The sequence below is a fragment of the Metapseudomonas cellulosilytica genome (genome assembly GCF_049334135.1).
In the GTDB taxonomy this organism is placed as follows: Bacteria; Pseudomonadota; Gammaproteobacteria; order Pseudomonadales; family Pseudomonadaceae; genus Metapseudomonas.
Genome location: NZ_JBHZGN010000009.1, coordinates 138,588 through 157,162 on the forward strand (window position 1 = coordinate 138,588; position 18,575 = coordinate 157,162).

16 protein-coding genes are annotated in these 18,575 nt (G+C 60.8%); all 16 read right to left on the reverse strand.

The window, feature by feature from the left end; translation table 11 throughout:
• Positions 1-83 precede the first annotated feature (83 nt).
• Positions 84-1,103 carry an MraY family glycosyltransferase gene (locus ACFW0H_RS13730; RefSeq protein ID WP_422914440.1) on the reverse strand — a complete coding sequence of 340 codons (1,020 nt, stop codon included), beginning with the start codon at positions 1,101-1,103 and terminating at the stop codon, positions 84-86.
• A complete protein-coding gene (locus ACFW0H_RS13735; protein WP_422914441.1) occupies positions 1,100-2,065 on the reverse strand; it encodes a UDP-glucose 4-epimerase family protein in 966 nt (321 codons plus the stop codon). Before ACFW0H_RS13735 ends, ACFW0H_RS13730 begins: the two co-directional genes overlap by 4 nt.
• 4 nt (positions 2,066-2,069) lie before the next feature.
• On the reverse strand, positions 2,070-3,203 hold the full coding sequence (gene wecB / locus ACFW0H_RS13740) for a non-hydrolyzing UDP-N-acetylglucosamine 2-epimerase (protein WP_422914442.1): 1,134 nt from the start codon (positions 3,201-3,203) through the stop codon (positions 2,070-2,072).
• Complete coding sequence (locus ACFW0H_RS13745; protein ID WP_422914443.1) at positions 3,196-4,206, reverse strand: polysaccharide biosynthesis protein; 1,011 nt, start codon at positions 4,204-4,206, stop codon at positions 3,196-3,198. Before ACFW0H_RS13745 ends, wecB (ACFW0H_RS13740) begins: the two co-directional genes overlap by 8 nt.
• Positions 4,207-4,237: 31 nt before the next feature.
• Positions 4,238-5,095: a dTDP-4-dehydrorhamnose reductase family protein gene (locus ACFW0H_RS13750; protein ID WP_422914444.1), complete on the reverse strand. Its 858-nt coding sequence runs from the start codon at positions 5,093-5,095 to the stop codon at positions 4,238-4,240.
• Between the two features lie 3 nt (positions 5,096-5,098).
• Positions 5,099-6,337: a glycosyltransferase family 4 protein gene (locus ACFW0H_RS13755; protein WP_422914445.1), complete on the reverse strand. Its 1,239-nt coding sequence runs from the start codon at positions 6,335-6,337 to the stop codon at positions 5,099-5,101.
• A 9-nt stretch (positions 6,338-6,346) separates the two neighbouring features.
• Positions 6,347-7,639, reverse strand: coding sequence for a glycosyltransferase (locus tag ACFW0H_RS13760; protein WP_422914446.1), 1,293 nt, complete (start codon positions 7,637-7,639; stop codon positions 6,347-6,349).
• A gap of 28 nt (positions 7,640-7,667) precedes the next feature.
• The gene (wecB, locus tag ACFW0H_RS13765) at positions 7,668-8,741 is read right to left on the reverse strand and encodes a non-hydrolyzing UDP-N-acetylglucosamine 2-epimerase (RefSeq protein WP_422914447.1); all 1,074 of its coding nucleotides are present in this window, start codon (positions 8,739-8,741) and stop codon (positions 7,668-7,670) included.
• A 120-nt stretch (positions 8,742-8,861) separates the two neighbouring features.
• A complete protein-coding gene (locus tag ACFW0H_RS13770; protein ID WP_422914448.1) occupies positions 8,862-10,109 on the reverse strand; it encodes a hypothetical protein in 1,248 nt (415 codons plus the stop codon).
• A gap of 45 nt (positions 10,110-10,154) precedes the next feature.
• Positions 10,155-12,038, reverse strand: a complete 1,884-nt coding sequence (asnB, locus tag ACFW0H_RS13775; RefSeq protein WP_422914449.1) for an asparagine synthase (glutamine-hydrolyzing) — start codon at positions 12,036-12,038, stop codon at positions 10,155-10,157.
• A 23-nt stretch (positions 12,039-12,061) separates the two neighbouring features.
• Positions 12,062-13,354, reverse strand: coding sequence for a lipopolysaccharide biosynthesis protein (locus ACFW0H_RS13780; RefSeq protein ID WP_422914450.1), 1,293 nt, complete (start codon positions 13,352-13,354; stop codon positions 12,062-12,064).
• On the reverse strand, positions 13,342-14,433 hold the full coding sequence (locus ACFW0H_RS13785) for a DegT/DnrJ/EryC1/StrS family aminotransferase (RefSeq protein ID WP_422914451.1): 1,092 nt from the start codon (positions 14,431-14,433) through the stop codon (positions 13,342-13,344). Before ACFW0H_RS13785 ends, ACFW0H_RS13780 begins: the two co-directional genes overlap by 13 nt.
• A 3-nt stretch (positions 14,434-14,436) precedes the next feature.
• A complete protein-coding gene (gene wbpD / locus ACFW0H_RS13790) occupies positions 14,437-15,018 on the reverse strand; it encodes a UDP-2-acetamido-3-amino-2,3-dideoxy-D-glucuronate N-acetyltransferase (RefSeq protein WP_422914452.1) in 582 nt (193 codons plus the stop codon).
• A gap of 8 nt (positions 15,019-15,026) precedes the next feature.
• The gene (gene wbpB, locus ACFW0H_RS13795; protein ID WP_422914453.1) at positions 15,027-15,977 is read right to left on the reverse strand and encodes a UDP-N-acetyl-2-amino-2-deoxy-D-glucuronate oxidase; all 951 of its coding nucleotides are present in this window, start codon (positions 15,975-15,977) and stop codon (positions 15,027-15,029) included.
• A 22-nt stretch (positions 15,978-15,999) separates the two neighbouring features.
• Positions 16,000-17,313 (reverse strand): UDP-N-acetyl-D-glucosamine 6-dehydrogenase, encoded by a 1,314-nt coding sequence (wbpA, locus tag ACFW0H_RS13800; RefSeq protein ID WP_422914515.1) that lies wholly within the window; start codon positions 17,311-17,313, stop codon positions 16,000-16,002.
• 169 nt (positions 17,314-17,482) lie between these two features.
• Complete coding sequence (locus ACFW0H_RS13805) at positions 17,483-18,538, reverse strand: LPS O-antigen chain length determinant protein WzzB (protein WP_422914454.1); 1,056 nt, start codon at positions 18,536-18,538, stop codon at positions 17,483-17,485.
• Between the last annotated feature and the right edge of the window lie 37 nt (positions 18,539-18,575).

Here is an 18,575-nt window from a genome sequence, read left to right on the forward strand (position 1 = left end):
CCGTTTCAATCCTAGCAAGCAATCCACCAGAGAGAAGCGTCCGCGGACATTGGAACTGCCCCGCCGGACGTTGCTCACCAGGCTTACACCTTGACCTCTTGCTTGCCGGCGTTGAAGCGGATCGCCAGACCGACGAGTGGCACGTACGAAACGGCAAGCGCCAGAGCGCCGTCGATCGTTCCCATCGCCACGCCACAGGCCCAGGGTAGCAACCAGAACAGATTGATCGCACCTACGACCAGGGTCACCGGCAAATGCCGCCCACAGGACCTGGAAGCATACTGGTAAGCGTGGCTGCGGTGCGCCTCGTAGACCTTGTCCCCACGGAGCAGGCGGCGCATCAGGGTCCAGGTGGCATCGACGATGAAGACTCCCAGCAGGATCAACCAGGCCCAGAGCAGTTTCGGGTCGAGCCAGGCGGCCTGCAGCGACAGCGCGCCCAGGGTGATGCCGAGGAAACCGCTGCCAGCATCGCCCATGAAGATCCGGGCAGGCGGGAAGTTCCAGAACAGGAAGCCGCAGACGGCCGCTGCCAGGAACAGCGGAACGACCATGGCTTGCGGCTGGCCAAGCAGGTAGTAGAGCAAGGCACCACCCAGGCAGACGCAGATCGCCTCGACGCTGGCGATCCCATCGATCCCGTCCATGAAGTTGTAGAGGTTCAGCAGCCAGACCAGGTATAGGCTGCCCAGCACGTAGCCGAGCACGCCAAGGTCCAGGCTGAGCCCGAACACGCTGAGCACGGGCAGGCCATCGACCAGCCAGAGCACCCATCCTGCACCGATGAAATGGGCAAGCAGTCGCCAACGTGCCGCGATATGCCCATGATCATCGAGAAATCCGACCAGGGCGACCCAGGCACCGGCGCCGAACAACGCCAAGGCTGTCGCCGAGTCCAGGACCCCGGCAAGGCAAAGTGTCGGTACCGCGATGAGGAAACTGACCACGATCGCCACGCCCCCACCCCTGGGCGTGGGCACCGAATGGGAACTGCGCGCGTTCGGGATGTCCATCAATTGCCTGGCCAGTGCGTAGCGGCGCAATCCGCCAGTAAGAACGAGAGAGCCGAGAACCAGAGCCGGCAGAAACCACCAGATAATCATTTCGATTCGATATCCATGAAATGCTTGGCGACCTTTCGCAGCGCCTCATCAACGCCAACGGGCGGGGTCCACCCCAGCAGCGAGCGGGTCTTGCCGATATCCACCTGCAGGGATCCGCACAACCTGTTGGAGAAGGCCCGCTTGCCGAGTAGTGCCGCCGCAGACTCCAGCAGCCACACCGGCACCGGCAGCAGTCGCGCCGGCTTGCCCAGGGCCCGGGCCATGCGCCGCAGTAGCTCGCTGGTCGACAGGTCTTCGCCATCACTTACGAGAAACGTCTGGTTGGCCGCTGCGGGATGATCGACGCAGGTCACGATGAGGTCGACCAGATTGTCCAGTGCCACCAGGCTGCGCCGGTTGTCGATCGAACCGAGCGGCAGCGGAACGCCTTTGTTCAGCCAGCGCATCATGTTCAGGAAGTTGGCCTTGACCCCCGGACCATATACCAGCGGTGGCCGAATGATGACCACCTCCATGCCCGTCTCGACCGCCAGTGCCTTGAGCTGCTGCTCGGCCTCCTGCTTCGAGATGCCATAGGGATCGGCCGGAGCGGGCTCATCGTCCGCCTGGTAGGGCCTGCCGGGAGCCGTGCCCTCGCCATTCACCTTGATCGAGCTGACAAAGACGAAACGCCGGGCTCCTGCCCGCGCGGCTTCACGCGCCAGGTGAAGCGTGCCCTCGACGTTGACTTTGCGGAACTCGCTCAAGGGGTCCGCGGCGGCTTCGTTCATCACATGGACACGCGCCGCCGAATGGATCACGACCTCGACTCCCTCGACGGCCTCACGCCAGTGGGTGCTGCCGTCGATGCCGGCTATCGGCACCGTCGAGACCGCAGCCGTCGACGAGATCGGACGACGGGCGGCCACGACCACCTGGCGCCCAGCCTGGGCAACCAGCTTCTCCAATACGGCCCGACCGACGAAGCCCGTCGCTCCGGTCAACAAAACTCGCATCACCATCCCTCTACTGCGGAGCCTTTGACCAGACTGTGCGGTTGATGTAGTCGGTGTAGCTCAAGACGACCCTCACGACCTGCTTGGACACCGGGCCCGCCTGGTAGTCCCTGACCACCGGAATGACCCGGGCATTGCGGTCATGTTGGCTCGTCACCACTCGCACGGCATCCAGGACCCGCTCGGATTTGAGGCCACTCATGATCAGGGTGCCTTCGTCCATGCCTTCCGGGCGCTCATGGGCGTTGCGGATGGTGATGGCCGGCAGGTTCAGCAGCGACGCTTCCTCGGTGATGGTGCCGCTATCGGAGAGCACGCAGAACGCCGACATCTGCAACTTGATGTAGTCGAGCAGCCCAAACGGCTTCATGAATCGGATGAGCGGATGGTCGAGCGAGTCCCCGAGGGCCTCCAGGCGCTTGCGGGTACGCGGGTGCGTGGAGACGATGATCGGGTACTGGTAGGTGTCGGCCAGTGCCCGCAGGGTCTCGAGCAGGTCGCGCAGGTTTTCCGGGGTGTCGACGTTCTCTTCGCGGTGGGTGCTGACAATGAAGAACCGGCCCTCCTCGAGCCCCTCTCTCGACAGCACGTCCGATGCCTGGATACGAGGCATGTAGTAGTCGAGCACTTCCTCCATGTGCGAGCCGGTCTTGATGATCGTCTCGGGGCGGATCCCCTCGGCGATCAGGTAGCGCCGGGCATGCTCGGTCAGGACCATGTTGATATCGCTCAGGTGGTCGAGGACCTTGCGATTGAGTTCCTCGGGAACCCGCTGGTCGAAACAGCGGTTACCCGCTTCCATGTGGAATACCGGGATCTTGCGGCGCTTGGCGGCGATGACCGCCAGGCAGGTGTTGGTATCGCCGTAGAGCAGCAGCGCGTCGGGTTTCTCCAGGTCCAGGACTTCATCGGCCTTGGAAATCACCTCGGCGATGGTCTTCGCCGCGGTTTCGCCCGCCGCCCCGAGGAAGTGGTCCGGCTTGCGGATTTCCAGGTCATCGAAGAAGACCTGGTTGAGCTCGTAGTCGTAGTTCTGGCCGGAGTGCACCAGGACATGCTGCACCTGCTTGTCCAGTTCCGCGATCACACGGCTCATCTTGATCAGTTCGGGCCGAGTACCGACCAGGGTCATCACCTTAAGCATCGAGTTCCTCCTGGATGTAGTCGAGCTTCAGCAGCACCTCTTTGATACCGGGCACATCGAGGCGCTCGGTGTTGTGCGAGGTGTAGTCATCCAGTTCGGATATATGGGTTTCCCCCTCGACGAAGTACTTCTTGTAGTTGAGGTCGCGGTTGTCGGCCGGAATCCGGTAGTAACGCCCCATGTCCTCGGCTTTGGCCATCTCCTCACGGGAAATGAGCGACTCGTAGAGCTTCTCGCCATGCCGGGTGCCGATCACCTTCACCGGGTTGTCGCGGGCGAACAGTTCCTTGAGGGCCTGGGCCAGGTCGGCCACCGTCGAGGCGGGCGCCTTCTGCACGAAGATATCGCCCTGCTGGGCATGCTCGAATGCGTGCAGCACCAGGTCCACCGAGTCTTCCAGCGACATCAGGAAACGCGTCATGTTCGGATCGGTCACGGTGAGGGGTTCACCCGACTTCAACTGGTCGATGAACAGCGGGATCACCGAGCCGCGCGACGCCATGACGTTGCCATAGCGCGTGGCGCAGATGACCGGGCCTCTCTCGGGAATGATCCGCGATTTGGCGACCATCAGCTTCTCCGCCATCGCCTTGGAGATGCCCATGGCATTGATCGGGTAGACCGCCTTGTCGGTGCTGAGGACCACAACGCGCTTCACGCCATTGGCGACCGCCGCATTCAGCACGTTTTCGGTGCCGATCACGTTGGTCTTGACTGCCTCCATTGGATAGAACTCGCAGGAGGGAACCTGCTTCAGGGCCGCGGCGTGGAAAATGTAATCCACTCCGACCATCGCATTGGCCAGGCTGTCGTAGTCGCGAACATCACCGATGAAGAACTTGACCTTGTCGTTCGCCAGGGCGATGCGCATGTCTTCCTGTTTCTTCTCGTCACGGCTGAACACCCGGATTTCCTTCACGTTGGTATCCAGGAAACGCTTCAACACCGTATTGCCGAAAGAACCGGTACCACCGGTAATCATCAGGATCTTGTCGTCAAACATAATCAACCACCAGAATTCAATATGAAATGATTCAACGCTGATCGCGCATCAGCTTGATAAGTTCGGGCCAGGCCTGCGGCGTATAGCCCGTGTCTCTGCGAAATCGCGAAGAATCCAGAGAGCGATCGATCTCCACCTGATCGTCACCCACTATTTCGATCTCCTTGCCATACACCTGGGCAACCAGGTTGAGCAGGGTGTACTTGTCGATCGGGTCCACCGACACGTGGTAGAGCCCGCTCAATTGCGGTGCGGGAATCACGTGGTCGCGAATCACCCGCGCCAGTTCCACTGTGGGCAGGCCGGAGAAGATGGCCTTGCGATAACCCTTGACCCGCCCCTCCTGGGACAGGAACCAGTCGACCAGGGCGAAATTGCTTCCCAGTTCATGGCCGATGATCGAAGTCCGCAGGGTGATGGCGTGCGGCAGATCATGCAATTCACCGATGTACTTCGACTTGCCGTAGAGGTCCTCGGCGTCCGAAAGGTCGGATTCCGCGTACATGCCCTTGCGACCGGAGAACACGCAATCGGTGCTCACGTGGATCAGCCGCGCCCCCAGCAATTGGCAGAGCTTGGCCAGCCGGTGCGGCAGCATGGCGTTGATCGGCAACGCCGACAGAGGGTCCTTGGCATCGGCCAGTTGCTTGATCAGGCCGACGCAGTTGACCACCACATCGGGCTGCACGCGCGCCAGCGCATTGACCAGTCCGTCCTGATCGAGGACGTCCACCCCGGTCAGCAACCGCTGCCGCTGGTCATCGTTGAAATGGCGCAGCGCCCCGGCGCTGCGCAAGGTCCCCCAGACCTCGAGCCCTTGAGCCTCGCCCAGCACCTTGAATACGTCATGCCCAAGCATGCCGGTAACACCCAGAACCAGCACTTTCATCTCTCAAACGCCCCCTGCTTCGGTTGCTCGCGACCCGAGGATCTCCACCAGTCGCTTCACCTGCCGATCCATGTCGAAATGTTCATTGAAATAAGCCCGCCCTGACAGGCCTGCAGCCTCTCGCTCCGCCGGCGTCATCGCCTTGAGCGCCAGGATGCTGTCCGCCAGGGCCCGCGCATTTTCCGGCTCGCATATCCTGCCCGCTCCTGCCTCTTCGACCACACGGGCACCCTCGCCGCGCAACGAGGCGATCACCGGCCGACCGGCGGCGAGATAGGCCTGCACCTTGCTCGGAATGGTATACGCGAAAATCTCTTCGTCCCGCAGCGAAACCAGCAGCGCTGAGGCCCGCTCGAATATATGCGGCATCGCCGACATCGGGAAACGCCCGGCCAGCGTCAGGTTGTCCAGCTTGAGCGCCTGCTTCCGCTCGCGGACCCAGTCCAGCTTGCTGCCACTCCCGACCAGCACCAGCCTGAGCCCCTCTTCGGCCCTGAGCAACTCGGCCGCGCCGACCAGGGTTTCGATGGCCTGGGCGGTTCCGATGTTGCCGGCGAATACCACGCTGAAGTTCTGCTCCAACTCCCGGCAAAGCTCGTCCGGCACCGTCTCGGCAGTATCCGCCGCAGGCTCTGCGGCAATGGAATTGGGGTAGTACACGAGCTTTTCGCGACAGGCATATCGCGCAACCGGGTCCGCGAAAGCGCGCGACTGAATCAGCAGGGTGTCGCAGCATGCATAAATACCGCGCACCATCCAGCCGACAGCCTTGAGCACCTTGGGATTGCGCACGAACCCCGTGGCGGCGAGGCTCTCCGGCCAGAGGTCCTGGACCCAGACAGCCAGGTGCGTGCGCTTGAGCCACTTCAGCGCAATCGCAGGTATGACCTGGGTAATCGGTGAGGGAGCAAAGACCAGAATCGCGTCGAACTTCCGCCCACGCAGGAGCCATGGCAGGCAAAGCAGGCCGGTCGCGACGAAGGACAGGTAGTTCAGGGCCAGATTCAAGGCACCGCCCTGCCCCCTGGGCCAGAGCGGAACACGCAGCAGTTCGACCGATTCAGCAAATCGCTCTCGTTGAATCCCCTTGGCCGTGTAGCCGGGGAAGACATCCCCATTGGGATAGTTGGGTTTTCCGGTAGCGACTACCACTTCATGACCTTGCTCCACCAGCTTGCGGACAAGGTCGTTGATGATGAAGCTTTCCGGCCAGAAATACTGGGATACGAGCAGGAATTTCACGTCGGCCGGCTACATTATGTTGTTGACTTCGCTGATCAGGCTTTCGGCCTGAACGCTACGCCGGAATTGGTTGAGATAATCCATGTTCGGTTCGACCTTGCGCACTCCGGAGGCCAGCGCGTCGAGTACCCGTTTCTTGAGTTTGGCGACGTCGAATCCGTAGTGGTCACCGACCGCGGACTTGTCCAGCATCTCCGCCACCAGCATGTCGTCCGTGACGCCGATAGCCATCACTTCGGTACCGGAAATCAGATACTCGAATATCTTGCCGCTGACGACCCCGGTGGTAGAACCGACGTTGCTGGCAACCGGCTTCGACCCGAGGAAAAGCAGGAAGTCCGCATTCTTCTGAACGCGCAGGATCTCCTGGCGGGGCACCTTGCCACAGAGGTCTATGTAGCCCTGGACGACGGGATCGAAGGCCAACGGGAAGTTCTCCAGCGCCGAATAATCGCCGTAGAACTTCACCGACACGTCGCCGGAACTGATCTTGCCCTCCTGCGCGAGTTCCTTGAGTGCCTGGAACAGCGGCGTGGGATCCTGCAGGCCTGGGAGAATGCTGCCGGCATAGACGATGTTGACGCCGCTCGCCTTGCCCTCGACTTCGATGCTGCGAAAGACTTCGACTTCCCGATCATCGAAACCATTGGGAACCACCAGGTACTTCCTGTTGCCGTGCAGTTCCTTGAGTTCCGAGATCAATGGCTCATTGATCGAAACGATCAGGTCCGCATTGCGCAGCACCAGCCTCTCGTGCCAGCGCTCGAAGACGCGGACCGGCGCGCAACCCGGAAAGATCGGATTTCCCGACCACAGGTCCCGGTAGTCCGCTACCCAGGGGATATCGCGATTGAAGAACTTGATCGCAGCCGCGGCGGAGTGGGCCGTATAGGAAGGCACGGTGGAAATCATGAAATCGAACTTGATCTCCCGAGCCAGGGTCTTGCAGACGAACTGGGAGACCCTGGGCCACCACAACAGGCGTGGATCGAGGTAGTTCGACAGGAATTTCCGTTTCAGCCAGTACTGGAAATTGATCAGTTTCCTGACACGGCCCTTGGCGCCTTTCGAATATCCCTGCACGCCTCCGGACTGCCGTCCGCCAATGAAGAACGGTGCCACCTGATGCACGGTCACATTGGCGTTGTCCTTCAGGTCTTTCGGCAACTCGCCCGAGTAGGGCATGGTCACTACATGGACCTTATGGCCGCGCTGCGACCAGTACTTGACGAAGGCATTGATCCTGAGCACTCCGACCGAGGTTTCCGGCCCGAAGTAACTGGAAATCACAAGAATATTCATCAGAAGCTATGTTCCAGGCGAAAACAGATCAGCGAAAGGCATCGACGATAGCGTCGATCACCAGGTCGGCGGCGTTGCCATTCCCGTAGGGAGAGGCGCCCGGTACGCCCGGCGCGGGCAATACACCGACCTTGTCCAGGAAGTCCCCGGCCCCCGGCGACAGCAGGGTGTTCCAGCCCAGCTGGACAAGTTCGACCCATTCGGTTTCATCACGCAGGGTCAGGCAGGGCACGCCATGGAAATAGGCTTCTTTCTGCACGCCGCCGGAGTCGGTCGCGACCAGGGACGCATGCTTCTCGAGCATCACCATGTCGATGTAGCCGAGGGGCTCCACGATCTGGACATTGCCAGGGACCTGCAAGCCGAAGGAAGCGATCCGCTGCTTGGTGCGCGGGTGCAGGGGCAGTACCACAGGGCGCGCCATCCTGGCGAAACCGTCGAGGATCGTGCCCAGGCGTTTGACGTCGTCGGTGTTTTCCTGACGGTGCACGGTTGCCAGGACGAAGCCCTTCGAGGCCAGATCCAGCCGCTCGAGAATCCTGCTCGTGCGCTCTGCCTTCTCGCCAAAGAACAGTGCCGCGTCATACATGACGTCACCCACGTTCCGCACCCGGGGACCCGCGATTCCTTCCTTGGCGAGATTCTCCACCGCGACATTGTTGGGCGTCAGCAGCAGCGAACTGATGTGATCGGTCAATTGCCGATTGATTTCTTCGGGCATCCGCTTGTTGAACGACCTGAGTCCCGCTTCCACGTGCACCACCGGAACGTGAATCTTGGCCGCCGCCAGGGCCCCTGCCAGGGTGGAGTCAGTGTCGCCGTACACCAAGGTGACATCGGGGCGCTCCTTGAGCATCACGGTCTCGATGGCTTCAAGCATCCGCCCGGTATTCTGGCCGTGGGTACCGCCACCTACGCCGAGGTTGTAGGCCGGCTCAGGGATATCCAGCTCCTGGAAGAACACGTCGGACATGTTCGCGTCAAAGTGCTGGCCCGTATGCACCATGACTTCCGAGCAAGTCGTGGACTTGCTGATGACCCGACTGACCGTAGCGGCCTTGATGAACTGGGGGCGGGCTCCAACGATGGTCAAGATTTTCACATACACCTCGGCAAAAACATAAAAGCGTTGACTGGAAGCGCCACGTTCCGGCGGTCCCTATGAAATCGACTGCGGATAATCAGCCCCGACTCAGCACGAATTCCCCCCCCTCCCCGCCCCTCATCGGCTTTCTGGCAGGAGTGCCGGTGCGTGCATACCACCGGATATATCTCTTCTTCGCGTCTTGTAGTGCCTGACCTGAACGATCGCACAGAACAGGAAAATCAGAATGAAGCCGTTACTGGCCAGATTTCCGACCAGGCCGGAAACGTAGAGGCCAAAAGCAAACAACGGCCATATGGCGTGCAGCGCTTCGTCGGCACTATTGGCGATCATCCTGAATATGACGCCGATGATCGCGGAAAACATGACCACGCCCATCATCCCGAAATTGACATAGGCGTCCACGAAATAGACCGAGTTGGCCGAACCGGTACCCGTTTCCGTCTGCCCCCACTGATATGCGAACACCAGGTGCTCGAATTCGACCCTTTCAAGCCCGAAGATTGCCGACAGCAGCGAACTGGTCGCGCCCATCAGGAGGTTGGAATGCAATCCTTCGGAAAAATAGGCCAGCGCGTCGGCGGCGGTGAATATTGGTACGGCAATGGCTCGCCAGGCAAGGTAATTCAATGTACCGACGGCTCGATACTGGCCGGAGAAGAAGTCCCCGCTGCTCTCTTCTATACCGCTGCCAAAACCGGAAACGACGCCCAGGAAAATCACGATCGAAACGCACAGTGACGCGACGAAGACGAATGTTGAAAGCGAACCTGAGCGAACGCAGAAGGCGACATAAAGCAAGGGAATCATCGCCTTCAGGAAGAACACCTTCTCGATGAAGACGATGCAGTAGGCCAGAAAGGCGAAGAAGGCCAGCCAGCGCCACTTGAATTTTTCCAGGAAGAAATAGGCCAGGCAGTAGGGAATCAGGGCGCCGGTGAACAGGCCATTGATATAGGGGAAGATCGCCTGCCAGCCCTCACGGGCCTTGAGGAACTTCTCCCGCAGCACCACCAGGGTCTCCGGGTCGGCGCCGCTGAACCAGGCAAGCAGCGGAATCCCTTCGGCTGTGCCCAGCACCATCGCGGCAAAGCAGGCAAACAGGCCGAAGACGGCGAGAAACAGCAGTCCAACCCCAAGGATTATCTTGGGCCCGATGATCCGCTCGCGAATCAGCGAAACCTTTGAAAAGACGAAAACGGTGACCGAAGAAACCAGGGCCAGGAATGCGAGGTCGACAAAATAACCGTTGTCAGTACTGAAGTATGCGAACAACGCCCCGCCGCCATAACCCAATAGCAAGGCGAGCGAAAATATCGTCGCGGCGTATTGCGCCCTGAAGTACTTGAATACCTGAACCGACATATCGACCTCTATTCCACAAAGCTCAACGAGCCCACCAGCGTTTCTTCAATTCACCATTTGGTACCACCTGCAATAGTTGACCCAGCGCCACACCTGCCAGCTGAATGGGCGCCGCCCCGCCATGATCTCGTCGAAACTCTCCAGGAGCCGGGCATGCTGCAGGAAAGGTATCTCTTCACTGCTGCGCAGCCACTCCCGGATCATCGGCGACACATTCATCAGCCACTCTTTCTCCGGCGTCGCGAAACCGATCTTGTCCTTACGATCGAGGACATGGTCGGGCACTATCCCGCGCATTGCGGCACGGAACACGCTCTTGGTCTCCCCCGCCGGCGAGATCAGGTAGTGCTCGGGGAGCCCCAGCAGGAGCTCCGCCATGGGCAGCGTCAGGAAGGGCACGCGGCTCTCGACGGAGAAGCGCATTGAATTGCGGTCGGCATGACGCAGGAGTTCGGGCAGCCCACGGTGGCGCAGCGAGCTCAGCAAGCGCTCGATCACGCGGCGGCCACGGCCATCCTGGCGCATGCCGTGCCGCGCCTCCCGCAGATTGACGCCGGACTCCCTGAGCATGTCGGCCTTGAGCCAGGCCGGCGAGTTGCTGTTGCCCATGGCGCCTTTGGCCATGTCGTACAGACATTCAGGCATGACCAGTTGCATCAGGTGCATCCAGGCATGACGCTGGCGTCGCCCCGGCCACTGGCTCCAGCGCCGCGCGAAAGCCATGGCCTCGCCGACCTGGCCGCTCTCCAGGAGGCTGAGCAGGCGTAGTCCGGGGTATCCCGAATAGCCGGCAAGCAGTTCGTCGGCGCCCTGGCCATCCAGGGTCACGGTGATACCGGACTCCTTGGCTTTCTGGAACACGCGGTACTGGGCATAGATGCTGGTACTCCCGAACGGCTCGCCCTGTACCCGGATCATGTCATCCAGGTCACGAACCAGCTCATCACCGGTGGCCACGAACTTGTGGGGAGTTGCCCCGACGTGCGCATTGATCTGGTCGACCCAGTGTTCTTCGGACAACGGACTCCCGTCGGCGATGAAGCTGAAGGTGTGAATCGGGCTTTCCGGGTCCACATGGCGCATGGCGCATACGACCGCGGACGAGTCGATTCCGCCGGACAGCGCTGCCCCCAGGGGCACGTCGCTTCGCAGGTGGAGGCGGACATTGTCCAGGAACTGCTCGCGTACAGCCTCGGTTGCCTGGGCAAAGGTCAGCGAAGACGCCTGGACCGGGCTTGGCCGCCACCAGGGCGCTGGCTCCGCGAGCATGCCCGATTTGAGATCCAGCACCATCTTGTGGGCCGGGGGAAGGTGGTAGGTACCCTCGATGAAGGTACGTGCCTGGCTGTCGTAGTCGGCATTGACCAGATAATCGTAACTGCGTTGCCAGTCGACCTTCGGCTTGTTCGGCAGCAGCGCGAGCAGTGCGGGCAGCTCGGACGCGAAGGCGAAACGTCCCGGTGACCAGGTGTAGAAGAACGGCTTGATGCCAAAGGCATCTCTCACGCAGGTAAGGGTTTCGGCATGCCGGTCATGGATCACGAAAGCGAACATGCCTTGCAGGCGAGCCAGGCAACGCTCGCCCCACGCGATCCAGGCCTGGAGCAGGACTTCCGTATCGGAGTCGGAATGGAACTGGACGCCGGTCGTGCGCAACTCCTCGCGCAATTCCCGGTAGTTGTAGATTTCCCCGTTGAACACGATTGCATAGCGGCCATCCCCGGAATACATGGGCTGATGGCCAGCAGACGACAGGTCGATGATCGAAAGCCGAGTATGACCGAGAGCCACAATGCCGTTCGACGCATTGTTCAGCTCGAAGCCCTTATCATCCGGGCCACGATGATGCATACGCCGAAGAGCGGCATCTAGCCTTCCCTCCACGCCCTGCTCTGCACCCTTCCAGTAGCCACCGACAATCCCGCACATAATTGTTCTGTACTCAATAGAATTCAGGACCTGGCGCTGTATTTCCTTGCATGCGCCAGAATTATCAATATCGAAGCTGCATATCCCACGACACCGACCATCGAAAAGCCGATGATGGCTGCAAGCGGGCTGCCGAGGTGGTAGCCATATACAAGCACAGCCGTTTTTGCAAACAGCATGAAGAGATGGATATACAGATTGATCTTTTGCCCCTTGGTGGCCATGAGCACCATGGAGATGGGCGAGTACAGGAACTGCACCGATAGCCCGAGCATCATCCAGCTGGCGTAGACACCCGACTCTCGCCAGGCTTCGCCGAATATCCAGGCAAACAGATCCCCGGCCCAGAAAAAGATGACGATCACCGGGACCAAGATTATCGCCGACAGGCCGGACACGATCTTCAGCGCCAGCCTGTCCAGCGTGCCATTCTTGAGTGCCTCGCGACTGCTGCCGAACAGGACCTGCCCTACCGCTTGGCCGAGCAACCCCATCGGCATCGACAGCACACGCTCGGCCAGCATGTACAAACCTGCAATGAACGGGCTGAACAGCGCCGCGAGGAGCACGTTCGGCAATTGCACGCTCAGGGCGTCTACGGCCGCAGCCGGCGCATCGTATTTCGGGAAATGCCGATGCTCACGCAGGAGCGCCCGCGCCCGTGCCCCGCGTAGCGACGCCAGGGAAAACCTTTCGCGCAGGCCCGTGCCCTTTGCCAAGCGCGCGGCACCCGCCGTCTGGCCTATCACCTGACCGAGGATCAGGCCGAGGGCCCCGAGCCCCATCAGGCCGGTCACGACCTGGGTCGCTACGTTGGCCACACTCTGCACGATCTTCGTGCGCGCGATCACCGGATAGTCGTTGTTGCGCACCGCCCAGTAACTAAGCGCCTTGTACGAGCCGGCGAAGACGATGGCGACCGGCAGCAGCCAAAGATAATCGGCCAGGTCCGGGGTCTTGGTCAGGCGAGCGATATCTTCCCGGAACACGGCGACCGCGACGAGGGACACGGCAGCCATGGCCAGGTTGATCACCAGAGACAGATGCAACAGCAGCCGCGCATTCCAGGCGTGCCTGGGCAATGGAATGGCGATCTCGTACCTCAGGCTGGAAACCACCAGGACGACCGACATCACGGCGATGAACACCGCCAGCAGGCCAAACTGTTCCGGCGTGTAGAGGCGCGTGAGCAACGGGGTGGCCAGAACGAGAATGATCTGACCTGCCGCCGTCGCTGACGCCAGCGTGAGTACCCCAGTCAGGAAGCGGTTGTTGAGCAGCCGGTCTTTCCAGCCCAGAACCTTTACTCCTTCCAACCGGAAAGCCCGCCCGCGACGATCTTCTGATCTTCCTCACTGATGTAGGGGTGCATCGGCAGGCTGATGACCTGCTCGGCCACCGCATCGCCCACCGGCAGCTTCACCTGGGCATCGGCCACGGCAGGCTGCTTGTTCAGCGGGATGGGGTAATGCACCGCGGTCGGTACGCCAAGCCCTTTGAGGTGCTCCTGCACGGCCGCACGATTCTCCACCCGCACGGTGTACTGCGCGTAGACGCTGAGGTTGTGCGCCTCGACGTACGGCGTGCTGGTGATACCCGCCTCGGCCAGCAACGCATCGTAGCGCTGCGCCGCGACCTGGCGCAGGGCGATCTCCTCCTCGAAGATCGCCAGCTTGGGCAGCAGGATGGCCGCTTGCAGGGTGTCCAGCCGGCTGTTGACCCCGACGCGAATGTGGTGATAGCGGCGATCCTGGCCATGCCGTGCGATCTGCCGCAGCACCAGGGCGAGTTCATCGTCGTTGGTGAAGATCGCCCCACCGTCGCCATAACAGCCCAGTGGCTTGCTCGGGAAGAAACTGGTGCAGGCGATGGTGGTGAGCCCACAGGACCGCCGCCCCTTGTAGGAGGCGCCGAAGCTCTGCGCCGCGTCCTCGATCACCGGGATACCGTGCCGCGCCGCGATGGCGTTGATCGCATCGAAATCGGCGCACTGGCCGTAGAGCGAGACCGGAATGATCGCCTTGGTGCGCGGCGTGATGGCCGCTTCGAGCAGGGCCGGGTCGAGGTTGTAGGTCCGCGGGTCGACATCCACGTAGACCGGCTTGGCGCCCAGCAGCGCGACCGTCTCGGCGGTCGCGATGTAGGTGAACCCCGGGGTGATGACTTCATCTCCCGGACCGATACCCAGGGCCATCTGGGCGATCTGCAGGGCATCGGTGCCATTGGCGCAGGAAATGCAGTGCTTGACGCCGACAAAGGCCGCCAACTTTTCTTCCAGCTCCGCCACTTCCGGGCCGAGGATGAACTGGCCATGGGCCATGACCCGCTGCACACCGGCATCGATCTGGTCCTTGATGCGGGCCTGCTGCGCTTTGAGATCAATGAATTCGATCATGAATTAAGCATCCAACTTGCTGATTTGCTTGCCATTGAGCCGGTAGCGGACGCCGCTGTGCGGGCAGCGGGCCTCGCCCTCCCCCTCCAGCGGCAGGTCCAGTTGCTCGCCGAATTCGCTCATCCAGCCGATCTGGCGCGCCGGAACCCCGACCATCAGGGCGTAGGCCGGGACATCCTTGTTGACCACGGCGCCGGCACCGACGAAGGCGAATTCACCAATGGTGACGCCGCAGACGATGGTGCAGTTGGCGCCGAGCGTCGCGCCGCGCTTGACCAGGGTGTTGCGATACTCGCTCTTGCGCTCGATCAGCGAGCGCGGATTGTAGACGTTGGTGAAGACCATGCTCGGCCCACAGAACACACCATCCTCGAGGGTGACGTTGTCGTAGACCGACACGTTGTTCTGGATCTTGACCTGGTCGCCGATCACGACCTGGTTGCCGACGAAGACGTTCTGGCCGAGCGAGCAGCCGCGCCCGATCCGCGCCCCGGCGCAGACGTGCACGAAGTGCCAGACCCGCGAGCCGTCGCCGATCACCGCGCCATCGTCGACGATGGCGCTGGGATGTACCTGATAGCTCATGACCGGCCTCAGAGGGAGAGGGTCTTGAGGAACGGATGCCCCTCGTCGTTCTGCGGCGTGCTCCGGGCGGCGGAACGGATGGTGTTCACCGTCTCGACGCAATGGCGCGCGTCCTCGATGCCGAAGCCGCGCCCGGCGAGGATTTCCTGGTAGCTGACCGTGTGCAGGTCGGTGAAGCCTTCGGAGAATTCCATCTCCTCGCCGTCCACCGTGATCGACCGGTAGGTCGGTTTCTTGCCCTGGACCGCCACCGGCAGGTCCCGGGCGTCGATGGACAGGAACCAGCGCACCCGCGCGCGCTCGTACTCCAGGTAACCGGCCGCCTTCTGCTCGTCGGCGAAGTGGACCACATTGCGCTGCAGCTTGCCGAAGATGAAGTGCAGCATGTCGTAGAAGTGCACACCGATGTTGGTGGCCACGCCGAAGGACTTGCGCGGGTCGCCCTTCCAGCTCTCCATGTACCAGCGGCCGCGGGAGGTGATGTAGGTCAGCTCGACGTCGTACTTGTGGGTATTTGCCGCGCTGCTCACCTTGTCCTTCAGCGCGAGGATGGCCTGGTGATGGCGAAGCTGCAGGATGTTGTAGACGCGCTGCCCGGTCTCACGCTCGACCAGGGCCAGTTCGTCGAGGACTTCCGGCGTCGGCACCAGCGGCTTCTCGCAGATGACATCACAGCCCAGGCGCAGGCCGGCAGCGATGTGCGAGTGGTGCAGGTAGTTGGGCGAGCAGACCGCCACGTACTGCAGGGCGGTCTGCGGATCGCGCTTGAGCTGCCAGGCATGTTCGTAGAAGCGCTCGAACTCGGTGAAGAATTCGCTCTGCGGGGAGATGCTGTCGATGATCCCGACAGAATCGTTGATGTCGTAGGCAGACACCAGCTGGTTGCCGGTGTCCTTGATGGCGCGCATATGGCGCGGGGCGATGTAGCCGGCAGCACCGATCAGGGCAAAACGTTTCAAGGCAGAATACTCCAGAGAATGATCAGGCTTTGACGATGTGCGCCTGCGGGGCACGGTACTTCCCGCGGCTGTCGATCAGGAGCCGGGAGTGCTGGCTGATGAGCGCGTAGTCGAAGCGATCATGGTCGGTGGCCAGGACCACCGCATCGAAGCTGGCCAGGTTCTCCACGGTCAGCGGCTCGCTGGACAGGTCGAAATGATGCTCGCGCATCTTCGGGAACACCGGCACGTGCGGATCGCTGTAGGCGACGACGCCGCCCTTGGCCTCGATCAGCTCCATGATCTCGACCGACGGCGACTCGCGCATGTCGTCGACGTTCTTCTTGTAGGCGATGCCGAGTACCAGCACGCGACTGCCCTTCAGCGCAAGGCCGCGGTCGTTCAGGCCGTCCATCAATTTGCCGACTACATATTCCGGCATCGCCTGGTTGACCTCACCGGACAGCTCGATGAAGCGGGTATGCAGACCGTACTCGCGCGCCTTCCAGGTCAGGTAGAAGGGGTCGATCGGGATGCAGTGGCCGCCGAGGCCGGGACCTGGGTAGTAGGGCGTGAAGCCGAACGGCTTGGTGGCTGCCGCATCCACCACCTCGAAAATGTCGATGCCCATCCGGTCGGCCACGACCTTCATCTCGTTGACCAGGCCGATGTTGACCGCGCGGTGGATGTTCTCCAGCAGCTTGGTCATTTCGGCGGCCTTGGTAGAGCTCACCGACACGACCCGGTCGATCGCCTGCTCGTACAGCGCCACGCCGACTTCCAGGCAGCTCGGGGTGTGACCGCCGATTACCTTCGGAATGGTGCGGGTTTCGAAATTCGGGTTGCCCGGGTCTTCACGCTCCGGCGAGTAGACCAGGAAGAGGTCCTCGCCCACGCGCAGACCACCTTCCTGAACGCGCGGCAGCAGTTCTTCTTCGGTGGTGCCGGGATAGGTGGTGCTCTCCAGGGAAACGACCTGGCCTTTGCGCAGGTAAGGCTTGATGGCGTCCGTCGTATTGATGACGAAGCTCATGTCCGGCTCCCGGTACTTGTTCAGCGGAGTCGGCACGCAGAGGATCAGGGCATCGCATTCGGCCGCCCGGGCAAAGTCGGAGGTCGCCTCGAAGCCGGTTTGCCGAGCCTGGGCAATCTTCTCTGCAGGAATATGCTCGATATAGCTTTGGCCAGCATTCAACTTGACGACTTTGCTTTCGTCGATATCGATGCCCAACACGCGGAAACCGATGGCGTTATAACGCAGCATCAGCGGAAGACCGACATAACCAAGGCCAACAATACCTACAAGGGCTTCTTTATTTTTAAATCTTGCGACACTTTCCTGCTTGATGCCCGACATCAGATAAAACTCCAGAAAATTCGAATTCAAGACCAAAGCAGAAGTAGCCGACCGAAACTGACATAGGCATCAAAACCTACGGCACCGCCCCAATCCAGGCCCCTGCAAACCAAAATGAATAGCTACCTGGCCGAAGCAGCCGTCTCCGCGCCGGGCTTCGGGCCATACGTCAGACAAAAGAAGCGCGCCGTCTCAATACGACCCTAGCCACAGCGAATACTCCACCCAGGATGCCACCCAGAACCACCCCAAGGGCGATGATCAGGGTCTTCTTGGGCTTTATCGGCTCATCTGGCACCACAACATCGCCGTCCTGGCGGAACACCCGGACCTTCGGGGACACAGCCGCGATGCTGGCATACAGCTCGTGCTTCTCTTCAAGGCCTCGAAGCGAGGAAATGAAAGGATCATCAGACACCCTGGCCTGCAAAGCGTTCAATTCTGCGCGCAACGCCTTCGAACCACGCATGTAGGTCAGGCTGCCATCCATGATGGCGTTCAGTTGGTCGTTCGTCTGGCCACTGAGCACCGGCGGCTCTACCAGCCCAACCGCCTCGGCCACCTTGAGCGACTCTTTCAATTGGATGATGCGGTCATCACGACGGGCCTTGGCGGTCGCCCGCAGCGTTGCGATCTGCTGCTGCAGATTACTGGCGGCCACATCGACTTCGCGCCGAGCATCCTGGATCGCCTGCTCGAGCGACTCACCCTCCACTTGGTTGATATAGGTGGTTATCCAGCCGCTGATCTGCTCCGGATCCTCGCCCTGGACAACCAGGGAATAACGATCGGGGCGAAGCCTATCGGGCGCCACCACCTTGAATTCCTTGAGAAAACGGCTGTATAGCTTTCCCTTTGAAACGCCGTCTCGATCCTGCTCACTCAGGGACGGCAGATAGACAGACTTGAAGAATCGACGAAGCGAATCATCGGACTCAAGATTGCGCGTAAAAACCGAATAAACATCACTGACCAAAAATGGAGAAAGGCCGATTTGGCTTCGCCCAGAACTAAGGGGGGCGATATCACTCAGCGACGGCGGCAGAAAAGATATTCTCGCCTCATAAACAGGCGAACTTAAATATGCATAACCCGCAGCAATCAAGCCACCAACTAACGCCACCACCGAAACAACGAGCTTATATTTCCAGACAGATCGAACAAGTTCAATTAGATCAATTTCATTATATTGCTGATCACGGGCGGGATTAACGCTATCGTTCACTGCAGATCCATCTCTGTTCCGAATTGATTATTTAAAT

Excerpts from the sequence above, each read along its gene's own strand:
- ACFW0H_RS13730 (WP_422914440.1), bottom strand. The coding sequence starts at position 1,103 with ATGATTATCTGGTGGTTTCTGCCGGCTCTGGTTCTCGGCTCTCTCGTT.
- ACFW0H_RS13735 (WP_422914441.1), bottom strand. The coding sequence starts at position 2,065 with ATGGTGATGCGAGTTTTGTTGACCGGAGCGACGGGCTTCGTCGGTCGG.
- wecB (WP_422914442.1), bottom strand. The coding sequence starts at position 3,203 with ATGCTTAAGGTGATGACCCTGGTCGGTACTCGGCCCGAACTGATCAAG.
- ACFW0H_RS13745 (WP_422914443.1), bottom strand. The coding sequence starts at position 4,206 with ATGTTTGACGACAAGATCCTGATGATTACCGGTGGTACCGGTTCTTTC.
- ACFW0H_RS13750 (WP_422914444.1), bottom strand. The coding sequence starts at position 5,095 with ATGAAAGTGCTGGTTCTGGGTGTTACCGGCATGCTTGGGCATGACGTA.
- ACFW0H_RS13760 (WP_422914446.1), bottom strand. The coding sequence starts at position 7,639 with ATGAATATTCTTGTGATTTCCAGTTACTTCGGGCCGGAAACCTCGGTC.
- ACFW0H_RS13770 (WP_422914448.1), bottom strand. The coding sequence starts at position 10,109 with ATGTCGGTTCAGGTATTCAAGTACTTCAGGGCGCAATACGCCGCGACG.
- asnB (WP_422914449.1), bottom strand. The coding sequence starts at position 12,038 with ATGTGCGGGATTGTCGGTGGCTACTGGAAGGGTGCAGAGCAGGGCGTG.
- ACFW0H_RS13785 (WP_422914451.1), bottom strand. The coding sequence starts at position 14,433 with ATGATCGAATTCATTGATCTCAAAGCGCAGCAGGCCCGCATCAAGGAC.
- wbpD (WP_422914452.1), bottom strand. The coding sequence starts at position 15,018 with ATGAGCTATCAGGTACATCCCAGCGCCATCGTCGACGATGGCGCGGTG.
- wbpA (WP_422914515.1), bottom strand. The coding sequence starts at position 17,313 with ATGTCGGGCATCAAGCAGGAAAGTGTCGCAAGATTTAAAAATAAAGAA.